General features: G+C 69.8%; 7 protein-coding genes. 5 read left to right on the top strand and 2 right to left on the bottom strand.

The window, feature by feature from the left end; genetic code table 11:
* Nucleotides 1-63: 63 nt before the first annotated feature.
* Genes BMY61_RS12075 through BMY61_RS12055 form a run of 5 tightly spaced genes read left to right on the top strand, consistent with a single transcriptional unit; the run spans nucleotide 64 to nucleotide 5,709 of the window.
* Nucleotides 64-825 (top strand): hypothetical protein, encoded by a 762-nt coding sequence (locus BMY61_RS12075; RefSeq protein WP_042451904.1) that lies wholly within the window; start codon nucleotides 64-66, stop codon nucleotides 823-825.
* Complete coding sequence (locus BMY61_RS12070) at nucleotides 822-2,990, top strand: hypothetical protein (RefSeq protein ID WP_042451731.1); 2,169 nt, start codon at nucleotides 822-824, stop codon at nucleotides 2,988-2,990. Before BMY61_RS12075 ends, BMY61_RS12070 begins: the two co-directional genes overlap by 4 nt.
* A gap of 52 nt (nucleotides 2,991-3,042) precedes the next feature.
* Nucleotides 3,043-4,059 (top strand): hypothetical protein, encoded by a 1,017-nt coding sequence (locus BMY61_RS12065; protein ID WP_052438973.1) that lies wholly within the window; start codon nucleotides 3,043-3,045, stop codon nucleotides 4,057-4,059.
* Nucleotides 4,056-4,553, top strand: a complete 498-nt coding sequence (locus tag BMY61_RS12060) for a Pycsar system effector family protein (RefSeq protein ID WP_236656199.1) — start codon at nucleotides 4,056-4,058, stop codon at nucleotides 4,551-4,553. The genes BMY61_RS12065 and BMY61_RS12060 overlap by 4 nt, the downstream gene beginning before the upstream one ends.
* 37 nt (nucleotides 4,554-4,590) lie before the next feature.
* On the top strand, nucleotides 4,591-5,709 hold the full coding sequence (locus BMY61_RS12055) for a M48 family metalloprotease (RefSeq protein WP_042451729.1): 1,119 nt from the start codon (nucleotides 4,591-4,593) through the stop codon (nucleotides 5,707-5,709).
* A 71-nt stretch (nucleotides 5,710-5,780) separates the two neighbouring features.
* Here the strand turns inward: BMY61_RS12055 and BMY61_RS12050 are convergent, their stop codons facing one another.
* Both BMY61_RS12050 and rpoB read right to left on the bottom strand, forming a co-directional pair.
* Nucleotides 5,781-9,680: a DNA-directed RNA polymerase subunit beta' gene (locus BMY61_RS12050; RefSeq protein WP_042451728.1), complete on the bottom strand. Its 3,900-nt coding sequence runs from the start codon at nucleotides 9,678-9,680 to the stop codon at nucleotides 5,781-5,783.
* Nucleotides 9,681-9,798: 118 nt separating this feature from the next.
* Nucleotides 9,799-13,272: a DNA-directed RNA polymerase subunit beta gene (rpoB, locus tag BMY61_RS12045; protein ID WP_042451727.1), complete on the bottom strand. Its 3,474-nt coding sequence runs from the start codon at nucleotides 13,270-13,272 to the stop codon at nucleotides 9,799-9,801.
* Nucleotides 13,273-13,276 lie beyond the last annotated feature (4 nt).

Below are 13,276 nucleotides of genomic sequence, written 5' to 3'. Positions count from 1 at the left end.
TCCTTCTCCGGAGCCGCAGGCGCGACGCTGCTGTCCGCCGACACACCGGACCGAGAGGCGGCCATGCCCGATCCCGTCAACCGCACCATCCTCCTGCTGGACATCGAGAGGTTCGGCACCCACGACGAGGTGCAGCAGGCCTTCATGCGCCGGGTGCTCTACGACGTCGTCCAGGACACCCTGCGCGCAGCCGAGGTCGAACAGACCGAGGCCCGCCTGGAGGACAGGGGCGACTCCGTGATGGTCTTCGTCGACGCCGCGATCCCCCGCACCCGGGTGCTGCGGGCGCTGCTGCGGGAGACCCCGGCCGCGCTCGCCGGATACAACCGGCTCGCCGCCAGCAGCGCCCAGGTCCGGCTGCGCATGGTCCTCGCCGAGGGCGAGGTCGCGCTCCACGAGATCCCCGGCGCCATCGGCGGCGCCGTCGGCCGGGAGCTCAACCAGGCCTTCCGGCTGCTGAACTCGGACGAGCTCCGCACGGCGCTGAAGGCCGTCACCGGGGACTGCGTCCTGTGCGTCTCGGACTCGGTCTACCAGCGGGTCGTCCGGCAGGGCCACCCGGGCCTGGTGCCCGAGGAGTTCCATCCGGTCCCGGTGCTGGGCAAGGAGGGCGAGCTGACGGCCTGGGTCCACGGCGTCGCGCCCACGGGCCGCGCCGACGACCGGTCCACCGCCGCGACCGGCCCTGCCCGGACCGGTCCCGCGCCGACCGGTCCGGCGCCGACGTACAACGGAGGCGTGGCAGGGCGGGACCAGATCACCGTCTCCGGCAGCACCGTCCACGGCGACGTGGTCTTCGGCGGCCGCGCGGACGGCCACCCGTGAGCCCCGCGACGGCCGATCCGGAGCTCCAGGACCTCGGCTCCCCCGCGGCGGGCGACACCGACGGCGCCGAGGAGACGCCGCAGGGCTCCTGGTCGCAGGCCCGGGAGCTGCTCTCGCACCTGCCGCCCGGCTTCGACGACGCCCGCTTCCACGGCGGGATGGCGGGACGGGACCAGACCACCGTCTCCGGCAACACCTTCCGGGGCGACTCGGTCATCGGGATCAAGGTCGAGAACGCGCAGTTCGGCACGGGCGCGCCGGTCCACGGCTCGGGCCTGGTGCCGGAAGAGGAACTGGACACACTCGCCGACGTCTTCCAGCCCGGCGAGAACTTCGCCGAGGCACTGACGCGGCTGCGCCGCGAGCGGGTGCTGATCCTGAGCGGCCGCCCCCGGTCCGGACGCCGCGCCGCCGCGCTGATGCTGCTGCACGCGCTGGACATCCGCCGGATCCGGCTGCTCGACCCCTACGTGGATCCGGCCGAACTGATGAGCCAGGCCAAGTCGGCCCGCGGCTACGTGCTGTGCGACCTCGCGCTCGGCCACGGCCGTCCGCTGCACCAGGCGCACCTGCTGAAGGCGCACGAGCGGCTGCTCGGCGACGACGGCTACCTGGTTGTCACCGTCGACGACCGCGCGCTGGAATCCGGGATCAGGCCGGTGCCCTGGGCCCCGCCCGAGCCCGCCGTCCTGCTCCGCACCCATCTGCGCCGGCTCCTCGGCGACCACCCCGCCGACCTCACCGGGCTGCTGGAGCTGGACGAGGCCACGGCACTGCTGAAGACCGTCCCGTCGCCGCGCGAAGTGGCAGCCTTCGCCGAGCGACTGGCTCGTCACGGCCGCGGCGAGCTGAGCCGCGACGAGCTGGGACGGCTCGGCCAGGACGCCGTCGACGCGCAGGCAGCCGCCTGGCTCTCGGACACCACCACCCCCCTCGCCGACAAGGCCTTCCTGCTGGCCACATCGGTCTTCGACGGCGCAGCCCATGCCTACGCGGTCGAACACGGCGACACCCTGCACCGACGCCTCCAGCAGACCGAGGCCCCCCGGCGCGAGGCGCGGATCCGACTCTTCGCGGACCGTCCCGAGCAGCGACTCCAGGGCATCCGGGCCGCGCTGGTCGAGGAGGACGTGGAGAGCGCCTGGGGCCTGGTGCGCCAGCAGGTGGTCCGCTTCGGGGACAGCCGGACCGCCACCAGCGTGTTGCGGGAGGCGTGGCTCGGGCATCCCTCCTCGCGGACGGCACTCGCCGCCTGGCTGACCGTACTCGCGAACTCCACCGACCCGGTGGTGCGCACCAGGGCCGCCGCCGCAGCGGCGCTGCTGGCCGAATCCGACTTGGCCGGGGCGATGAACCGGCTGCTGCTGCCGTGGGCCCGCGACCGCAGGTTCCGCCTGCGGCTCCAGGCCGGCACGGCACTGGCGCTGATCCGGCGCACCGACGCCAGCGGCGCGGTGCCGCGCATCCTGCACGAGTGGAGCCGCAGCGAGGACCACCGGCTGCGCTGGTCGGCAGTCCGTGCCTACCCACTGCTGTTGGACGAGGCGGTCGTGGGCGCGCTGGACGACTTCGCCGACATCGCGGCACGGGCGGCCGCCGGCACCGACCGACCCGATGCCGCCGTCGCCGCGACGGAACGGGAGGCCCTGACGGAGTCCTGTGCCCTGCTGCTCCTGCTCGGCCCGGCGACCCGCTCGGTCGCCCTGGACCGGCTGGGCTCCTGGTGGCAGCAGGAGGCGGGACCCCTGCGGACGCTGTCCCTGGACGCGTTCCTCGTCGCGGCAGCCGCCGACGAGGGCCGCGGCACGGGGTCGGGCTGGCCGCCACTGCTGCGCTGGTTCGCCGAGGACACGGCCACCGGCGCCGAGCCGGGGGAGCGGGCCCGACTCGTCTTCCTGTGGCGTCAGGCGCTCGCCGTCCGCCCTCAGGGCGACACGGCCCGCGACACCCTCGGCGACTGGATCCACCGCTCCGCACACGACCCCGAGGCGGAGCTCGCGCTGGCCGCGCTGCTACGCGGCGTCGCAGGCACCGAGGCCGAGCAGCAACGCCTCAGCCACCTGCTGCGCCGGCTCCGCGTCCCCGGGCGCACCGATCCACTGCCGGTGGCCCAACGCCTGCTCCGGGCGCTGTCCCTGCCTGTGCCGCCCGACACCCGGCGCTGAGCCGGCCCCCACCTCATCCCACCTCATCCGAGCCTCATCCGAGGAAGGACCCATGCCCGACTTCCGGCGCGCCCCCGACTGGGACCAGGCCGCCAACCGCGACAGCCAGATCACCGACCCCGTCCTGACGGTCCGCCAGATCTCCCGCTTCGACCCGATGGCGGGCCGAGGGATGACCGCGCACGCCGACCGGGCGCTGGTCTTCACCACCCCCGACGGCGGCCTGTTCACCTACCGTCCCCCGCTGCGTCCCAGCCGGGCCGAGGCCGCTTCGCGCAACTACCGCGGCGTCTACGAGGTCGACACCGGCATCCACCACCTGCAGCTGACCGAGCCGCTGCCGAGCCAGGGCGACGCCTTCACCTTCACCGCGCTCGTCGACGTCACCTGGCAGGTCCTCGACCCCGAGCAGGTCGTCCGCAGCGGCGTCAGGGACGTGCCGAGGCTGATCGGTCCCCGCATCCAGCAGACGATGCGGGCCGCCAGCCGCCGCCACTCGGTCGAGCACAGCGAGACGGCCGAGCTCGCCGTTCAGCAGGCCGTCACCGACGTCGAGTTCGGCGCCGCCGAGGGCCTGCGGGTGACGGTCGTGGTCCGGCTGGACCTCGACGCCGCCGCACGCGAGCAGCAGTCCCGGCTGCGCGGCATCCGCTACGACACCGACGCCCTCACCCCGACCTTCGAGAGGGAACGGCTGCGCACCACCCAGGAGCAGCAGCTGCTGGCCCAGAAGGCCGAGTTCTACCAGTGGCACCTCGCCCGTGGCGGCTCCGCGCAGTGGGCGGTCCAGCTCGCCCAGCATCCGGAGGACCTGCGGGTCGTGGTGGAGGCCCTGCGCGGCGAGGAGTCCTCGCTCCTTCGGCACCGGCTCGACGTCGTCACCAAGCTGCTGGAGCAACGCCATCTGGAGGGCTACCAGTTGGAGGAGACCGGTCGGCTGGCCCTGGAGCAGTTGCAGGCGTTGTTCGCACCGCCGCAGCCCACTCCCCCGGCGCCTCCCGCTCCGGAGGACCAGCCGCCCGCCTATCCGACGCTGCCGGCCGAGGACGGGCTGTCATGGCCGGGGTGACCAGGACGCCTGGGGCGGTCGGCGTCCGGCTGCTCGCCGAGACCCGGGACGAGATCGGGCGGGCCGACAGCAAGGCCTCGATCCTGCTGGCGGTGCTGGGTGTCAGCGCGAGCGGCGTGATCGGCCTGCAGTCCTCCGCGAGCTGGTCCCCGCACCGGCTCGCCGCGGTCGGGCAGCTCGCCTGGTGGTGCGGCCTGCTCGCGCTGCTGACGGCGCTGGCCGCGCTGCTGCTCGCGGTGCTGCCACGGTTCTCCCGCAACAGCTGGCGCCCCGGACGGCCGCTGACGCACTTCCAGGACATCGTCGACGCCGCCGACGCCGGACTGCTCGCGCAGGCCCTGGCGGAGACGGAGGAGAAGGGGGAGACCGCTCTGCTGCTGGCCCTCGCGGAGTCCAGCCGGATCGTCGCCCGCAAGCACCGCTGCATCCGCGCCGGGCTGACCGCCTTCGGAGCCGCACTGACCCTGCTCCTGCTCGGCCTGCTGGCCGGCTGAACACCCGAACCCCCTCCGCTCCCCAGGAAGGACAACGATGACCACACCGAGCACCGGGGGTTACGGTCCGCCGCCGTACCCCGAGCAGCCCCCGTACCCCGAGCAGCCGCCCGCCTACCCGCAGGCCGCCTCCGTCCCGCCACAACCGTCCTACCCGCCACCGCAGCAGCCGCAGCCGCCCGGGCAGGCACCGGGGCTGAACTTCACCGCCGGCCGCGCCTACGTCAAGCAGCGTCAGCGGAGCCTGGACGCCACCGGCGCCGGAAGCCTCGCCCTCTACCTGCCCAACCTGCTGTGCAGCCTGCTGGTCGTCGGACTCGTCGGCCAGATCCTCGGCATCTGGTTGGGCTCGGCCACCAGCTGGGTGCTGATCCTGCTCTGGCTGGCCTCTGGCGCCATGGTCTTCCACCGGCCGACGGAGACCTTCGTCGCCAAGTACCTGCTCCGGATGCGCTACCCCACCCGCGACGAGCTGGCCCGGCTCACCCCGCTGTGGCGGGAGGTCACCACGCGCGCCCAGATCGACGGATCGGCCTACGACCTGTGGATCGAGGACAGCGACGACGTCAACGCGTACGCCGCGGCCGGACACATCGTCGGAGTCACCCGGCGCTCGTTGACCACCCTGCCCGAGCGGCAGCTTGCCGCCGTGCTCGCCCACGAGCTGGGCCACCACACCGGCGGCCACGCCTGGGCGGGTCTGCTGGGCCTGTGGTACTCCGCCCCGGGCCGCGTCGCCTGGTGGGCCATCCGCATGCTGACCGCCGGGCTGATCTACGTCTCCGTCGAGATGTCCTGCCTGGTCGGCGGGGTTCTCATCCTGGTCCTCGGCGCGATCCTGGTCGGGATCTCGCTCACCCTCTACGGCATCCCGCTGCTGGTCCTCGCCGCCCCGTACCTCCTCGCGGCCGTCGGCCGGCACGGCGAGCTGCGGGCGGACCGCAAGGCCGCGGAGCTCGGCTTCGCCGGGGACCTGGTGGCCATGCTGACCGAGCTCCACCAGGAGGAGGAGCGGCAGACGGCAGCGGAGAACGCCAAGCGCCAGGCCCAGGGCAAGCAGCCGCTGAACGAAGGTCTGCGCTCACGCCTGCTCTCCACCCACCCCGACTACTACACCCGGCTGCGCCAGCTGGAGACGTACCTGCCCCCGCGCTGAGAACGCCGCAGGGCGGCTGCCCTCCCCTTGCGGGGAGCGCAGCCGCCCTGCGGCTTCGTGCTGTGTGACCGTCAGCCCGTGTACGGGCCGTAGTCGTAGTCGTCCAGCGGGACGGCCTGGCCGGAGCCGGCGCCGAAGGGCGAGTAGTCCATGTCGTCGTAGCCGACGGCGGAGTACATCGCGGCCTTCGCCTCCTCGGTGGGCTCCACCCGGATGTTGCGGTAGCGGGGCAGACCCGTACCGGCCGGGATGAGCTTACCGAGGATGACGTTCTCCTTGAGGCCCAGCAGCGGGTCGGACTTGGCGTGGATCGCCGCGTCCGTCAGGACCCGGGTCGTCTCCTGGAAGGAGGCGGCCGACAGCCAGGACTCGGTGGCCAGCGAGGCCTTGGTGATACCCATCAGCTGCGGACGGCCGGAGGCGGGGTGACCGCCCTCGGAGACCACACGACGGTTCTCGACCTCGAAGCGGCCGCGCTCGACGAGCTCGCCCGGGAGCAGCTCGGCGTCCCCCGACTCGATGATCGTCACGCGGCGCAGCATCTGCCGGATGATGATCTCGATGTGCTTGTCGTGGATCGACACACCCTGGGAGTTGTAGACCTTCTGGACTTCCTCCACCAGGTGCACCTGCACCGCGCGCTGGCCCATGATGCGCAGCACGTCGTGCGGGTTCACCGTACCGGCGGTCAGCTTCTCGCCGACGCCGATCCAGGAGCCCTCCTCGACCAGCAGCTTGACGCGCTTGGAGACCGGGTAGGCGATCTCGTCGCTGCCGTCGTCCGGCGTGATGACGACCTTGCGGGTCTTCTCGGTGTCCTCGATGCGGATGCGGCCGGCCGCCTCCGCGATCGGGGCCACACCACGCGGGTTACGGGCCTCGAAGAGCTCGACGACACGCGGCAGACCCTGGGTGATGTCGTCACCGGCCACACCACCGGTGTGGAAGGTACGCATCGTCAGCTGGGTACCGGGCTCACCGATGGACTGGGCGGCGATGATGCCGACCGCCTCACCGATGTCGACCAGCTTGCCGGTGGCCAGCGAGCGGCCGTAGCACATGGCGCAGGTGCCGACGGCGGACTCACAGGTCAGGATCGAGCGGATCTTGACCTCGGAGATGCCGTGGCGGACCAGCTCGTCGATCATGACGTCGCCCAGGTCCACGCCCGCGGGGGCGATGACCTGACCGTCGACCGTGATGTCCTCGGACAGCGTGCGGGCGTAGACCGAGGTCTCGACGTTGTCGACCTTGCGCAGGGACCCGTCGGTGCCCACGGTGGCGATCGGCAGCTTGAGACCGCGCTCCGTCTGGCAGTCCTCCTCGCGGATGATGACGTCCTGGGAGACGTCGACCAGACGACGAGTCAGGTAGCCGGAGTCGGCGGTACGCAGGGCGGTGTCGGCCAGACCCTTACGGGCACCGTGGGTGGAGATGAAGTACTCCAGCACGGACAGACCCTCACGGAACGACGCCTTGATGGGACGGGCGATCGTCTCGTTCTTGGCGTTCGACACCAGACCACGCATACCGGCGATCTGACGCATCTGCATCATGTTTCCACGAGCACCCGAGTCGACCATCATGAAGATGGGGTTCGTCTTCGGGAAGTTCGCGTTCATCGCCTCGGCGACCTCGTTGGTCGCCTTGGTCCAGATCGCGACGAGCTCCTGCTGGCGCTCGTCACGGGTGATCAGACCGCGCTCGTACTGCTTCTGGACCTTCTCGGCCTGAGCCTCGTAGCCCTCGAGGATCTGCGGCTTGCTCGGCGGCACGACGACGTCCGAGATGGACACCGTGACACCGGAGCGGGTGGCCCAGTGGAAACCGGCCGCCTTGAGGTTGTCCAGGGTCGCCGCGACGGTGACCTTGGGGTAGCGCTCGGCCAGGTCGTTGACGATGGCCGAGAGCTGCTTCTTGCCGACCTCGTAGTCGACGAACGGGTAGTCCTCGGGCAGCAGCTCGTTGAAGAGCGCGCGACCCAGGGTCGTCCGCAGACGCAGCGGCTCACCCTCCGACCAGGTGGACTTGCCGTCCTCGTCGACCGGCGGGGTCCAGCCGCGCGGCGGAACCGTGCCGGCCGGCAGACGCAGGTCGATCGGGGCCTGCAGGTCCAGCTCCTTGGCGTCGAAGGCCATGACGGCCTCCGGGGTCGCGCCGAAGGCACGGCCGACGCCCTTGAGCGTGTCCAGGTCGCGGTCGCTGGTCAGGAAGAAGAGACCCAGGACCATGTCCTGCGTCGGCATCGTGACCGGTCGGCCGTCGGCCGGCTTGAGGATGTTGTTCGAGGACAGCATCAGGATGCGGGCCTCGGCCTGCGCCTCCGCGGAGAGCGGCAGGTGGACGGCCATCTGGTCACCGTCGAAGTCCGCGTTGAACGCGGTGCAGACGAGCGGGTGGATCTGGATGGCCTTGCCCTCGACCAGCTGCGGCTCGAAGGCCTGGATGCCGAGGCGGTGCAGCGTGGGCGCACGGTTCAGCAGGACCGGGTGCTCGGCGATGACCTCTTCGAGGACGTCCCACACGACCGGGCGGGCACGCTCGACCATGCGCTTGGCCGACTTGATGTTCTGCGCGTGGTTCAGGTCCACCAGGCGCTTCATCACGAACGGCTTGAAGAGCTCCAGCGCCATGGCCTTCGGCAGACCGCACTGGTGCAGCTTGAGCTGCGGGCCGACGACGATGACCGAACGGGCCGAGTAGTCGACGCGCTTGCCGAGCAGGTTCTGACGGAAACGACCCTGCTTGCCCTTGAGCATGTCGCTCAGGGACTTCAGCGGGCGGTTACCCGGACCGGTGACCGGACGGCCACGACGGCCGTTGTCGAACAGCGAGTCCACGGCCTCCTGGAGCATGCGCTTCTCGTTGTTCACGATGATCTCGGGCGCGCCGAGGTCGAGAAGCCGCTTCAGGCGGTTGTTGCGGTTGATGACGCGGCGGTACAGGTCGTTCAGGTCGGAGGTCGCGAAGCGGCCACCGTCCAGCTGCACCATCGGACGCAGGTCCGGCGGGATGACCGGGACGCAGTCCAGGACCATGCCGGCCGGCTTGTTGTTGGTCTGCAGGAACGCGGAGACGACCTTGAGACGCTTCAGGGCGCGGGTCTTCTTCTGGCCCTTGCCCGTCTTGATGATCTCGCGGAGCTTCTCGGCCTCCTCCTCCAGGTCGAAGGACTCCAGGCGACGCTGAAGCGCCTGGGCACCCATCGAGCCCGAGAAGTAGGTGCCGAAGCGGTCGCGCAGCTCGCGGTAGAGCAGCTCGTCGCCCTCGAGGTCCTGGACCTTGAGGGACTTGAAGCGCGCCCACACCTCGTCGAGGCGGTCCAGCTCACGCTGGTTGCGGTCGCGCAGCTGCTTCATCTCACGCTCGGCACCCTCGCGCACCTTGCGGCGAACGTCGGCCTTGGCGCCCTCGTTCTCCAGCTCGGCGAGGTCGGCCTCGAGCTTCTTGGCGCGGTTCTCCAGGTCGGAGTCGCGACGCTGCTCGATCTGCTGGCGCTCGACCGAGACGTGCGCCTCCAGGGAGGGCAGGTCACGGGTGCGGCGCTCGTCGTCCACCCACGTGATCATGTAGGCGGCGAAGTAGATGACCTTCTCGAGGTCCTTGGGGGCAAGGTCCAGGAGGTAGCCGAGGCGCGACGGGACGCCCTTGAAGTACCAGATGTGCGTGACAGGGGCGGCCAGCTCGATGTGGCCCATCCGCTCACGACGCACCTTGGCGCGAGTGACCTCGACGCCGCAGCGCTCGCAGATGATGCCCTTGAAGCGGACACGCTTGTACTTACCGCAGTAGCACTCCCAGTCCCGGGTGGGGCCGAAGATCTTCTCGCAGAAGAGCCCGTCCTTTTCCGGCTTGAGGGTGCGGTAGTTGATGGTCTCGGGCTTCTTGACCTCGCCGTGCGACCACTGACGGATGTCGTCAGCGGTGGCCAGGCCGATTCGCAGCTCATCGAAGAAGTTGACGTCGAGCACTCTCGTCAATCCCTTTCGTCACCCCAAGAACAGGGTGGGGGTCGTTTACGTCTGGTCTGAAAGGGGGCCTGGGGGTGGCGGGCCGGCCTCGCTCACGCGGAGGCCGGCCCTACCCCTGTCAGACCTCTTCGACGCTGCTCGGCTCGCGCCGGGACAGGTCGATACCGAGCTCCTCCGCGGCGCGGAACACGTCCTCGTCGGAGTCACGCATCTCGATGGACATACCGTCGGACGACAGCACCTCCACGTTCAGGCAGAGCGACTGCATCTCCTTGATGAGGACCTTGAAGGACTCGGGGATGCCGGGCTCGGGGATGTTCTCGCCCTTGACGATGGCCTCGTAGACCTTCACGCGGCCGAGGACGTCGTCGGACTTGATGGTGAGGAGCTCCTGCAGGGCGTAGGCGGCGCCGTACGCCTCCAGGGCCCACACCTCCATCTCACCGAAGCGCTGACCACCGAACTGCGCCTTACCACCCAGCGGCTGCTGCGTGATCATGGAGTACGGACCGGTCGAACGGGCGTGGAGCTTGTCGTCGACCAGGTGGTGCAGCTTGAGGATGTACATGTAGCCGACCGAGATCGGCATCGGGAACGGCTCGCCGGAGCGGCCGTCGAAGAGCCGGGCCTTGCCGGTGGAGTTCACCAGGCGGTCACCGTCACGGGTGAGCGTGGTGTTGTCCAGCATGCCGGTGATCTCGTCCTCGCGGGCGCCGTCGAAGACCGGGGTGGCCAGGTTGGTGCCGGCCTCCGCGGTGTCCGCGCCGATCTTCTGCAGACGGCGGGCCCACTCCTCGGCGATGCCCGAGACGTCCCAGCCGGTCTTGGCGAGCCAGCCGAGGTGGGTCTCCAGCACCTGTCCCGGGTTCATTCGGGACGGGACACCGAGGGGGTTGAGCACGATGTCGACCGGGGTGCCGTCCTCGAGGAACGGCATGTCCTCGACCGGGAGGATCTTGGAGATGACACCCTTGTTGCCGTGACGGCCGGCCAGCTTGTCACCGTTGGTGATCTTGCGCTTCTGCGCCACGTAGACGCGGACCAGCTGGTTCACGCCCGGGGGCAGCTCGTCGCCCTCTTCGCGGTCGAAGACGCGGACGCCGATGACCTTGCCGGACTCACCGTGGGGCACCTTCAGCGAGGTGTCGCGGACCTCACGGGCCTTCTCACCGAAGATGGCGCGCAGCAGGCGCTCCTCCGGGGTCAGCTCGGTCTCACCCTTGGGCGTGACCTTGCCGACCAGGATGTCACCGGTGGTGACATCGGCGCCGATGCGGATGATGCCGCGCTCGTCCAGGTCCGCCAGGACCTCCTCGGAGACGTTCGGGATGTCCCGAGTGATCTCCTCCGGGCCGAGCTTGGTGTCACGGGCGTCGACCTCGTGCTCCTCGATGTGGATCGAGGAGAGGACGTCGTCCTGCACGAGGCGCTGCGACAGGATGATCGCGTCCTCGTAGTTGTGACCCTCCCACGGCATGAACGCCACGAGCAGGTTCTTGCCGAGGGCCATCTCGCCCTCGTCGGTGCACGGGCCGTCGGCCAGGACCTGGCCGGCGATGATCCGGGCGCCCTCGTCCACGATGACCTTCTGGTTGAAGGCCGTGCCCTGGTTGGAGCGCGTGAACTTGGCCACCCGGTAGGTGGTGTAGGTGCCGTCGTCGTTGGCGACGGTGACGTAGTCCGCGGAGACCTCCTGGACCACACCGTCCTTGTCGGCGGTGATGACGTCGGCGGCGTCGACGGCGGCGCGGTACTCCATGCCGGTGCCGACGAGCGGGGACTCGCTCTTCAGCAGCGGGACGGCCTGACGCATCATGTTCGAGCCCATGAGCGCGCGGTTGGCGTCGTCGTGCTCGAGGAACGGGATCATGGCGGTCGCGACCGACACCATCTGGCGCGGCGAGACGTCCATGTAGTCGATCTCGACACCGGGGATGTAGTCGATCTCGCCGCCACGGCGGCGGACCAGGACACGGGCCTCGGCGAAGGTGTTCTCGTCCGTCAGCGGGGCGTTGGCCTGCGCGATGACGAAGCGGTCCTCCTCGTCGGCGGTCAGGTAGTCGAGGTCGTCGGTGACGACACCCTCGACGACGCGGCGGTACGGCGTCTCCACGAAGCCGAAGGCGTTGACCCGGCCGTAGGAGGCGAGCGAACCGATCAGACCGATGTTCGGGCCTTCCGGGGTCTCGATCGGGCACATACGTCCGTAGTGGGACGGGTGCACGTCACGGACCTCGAAGCCGGCGCGCTCACGGGACAGACCACCGGGGCCCAGCGCGGACAGACGACGCTTGTGGGTCAGGCCCGACAGCGGGTTCGTCTGGTCCATGAACTGGGACAGCTGGCTGGTGCCGAAGAACTCCTTGATGGAGGCGACGACCGGCCGGATGTTGATCAGGGTCTGCGGCGTGATCGCCTCGACGTCCTGGGTGGTCATGCGCTCGCGCACGACGCGCTCCATACGAGCCAGACCCGTGCGGACCTGGTTCTGGATGAGCTCGCCGACGTTGCGCAGACGACGGTTGCCGAAGTGGTCGATGTCGTCGTCCTCGATGACGATCGTCGAACCGTTCGGGGCGACCTGCTCGGTCTCGCCGGCGTGGAGCTGCACCAGGTAGCGGATGGTGGCGATGATGTCGTCCACCGTCAGCACACCGGAGTCGATCCCCTGGGCGACGCCGAGCTTCTTGTTGATCTTGTACCGGCCGACCTTGGCCAGGTCGTAACGCTTCGGGTTGAAGTAGAGGTTCTCCAGAAGCGTCTGCGCGGCCTCGCGCGTCGGCGGCTCGCCCGGACGCAGCTTGCGGTAGATGTCGAGCAGCGCGTCGTCCTGGCCCTGGGTGTGGTCCTTCTCCAGGGTGGCGCGCATCGACTCGTACTGGCCGAACTCCTCCAGGATCTGCTCCGAGGTCCAGCCGAGGGCCTTGAGCAGCACGGTGACCGACTGCTTGCGCTTGCGGTCGATGCGGACACCGACCATGTCGCGCTTGTCGATCTCCATCTCCAGCCAGGCACCGCGGGACGGGATGACCTTGGCGGAGTAGATGTCCTTGTCCGAGGTCTTGTCCAGCGTGGTGTCGAAGTAGACACCCGGAGAACGGACCAGCTGGGACACGACGACACGCTCGGTGCCGTTGATGACGAAGGTGCCCTTGTTGGTCATCAGGGGGAAGTCCCCCATGAAGACCGTCTGGGACTTGATCTCACCAGTCTCGTTGTTGGTGAACTCGGCCGTGACGAAGAGCGGGGCCGCGTACGTGAAGTCGCGGTCCTTGCACTCGTCGATCGAGTTCTTCGGAGGCTCGAAACGGTGGTCGCGGAACGTCAGCGACATGGACCCGGAGAAGTCCTCGATCGGGGAGATCTCCTCGAAGATCTCCTCCAGGCCGGACTTGGTCGGGACTGCGTGGCCCTCATCGAGGGCGGCGTCGACCCGCGCCTTCCACGCGGCGTTGCCGAGGAGCCAGTCAAAGCTCTCGGTCTGGAGCGCCAAGAGGTTCGGAACCTCAAGAGGCTCCTTGATCTTCGCGAAGGAAATGCGGAGCGGGGCGGTGGATGCGGAGGTGTTCGAGGCGTTGCGCGAGGCGGCCAAGAGG

The sequence above is a fragment of the Streptacidiphilus jiangxiensis genome (assembly GCF_900109465.1).
GTDB lineage: Bacteria > Actinomycetota > Actinomycetes > Streptomycetales > Streptomycetaceae > Streptacidiphilus > Streptacidiphilus jiangxiensis.
Note: the sequence above shows the minus strand (reverse complement) of the source record. Positions and strands in the feature narration are given on the sequence as shown.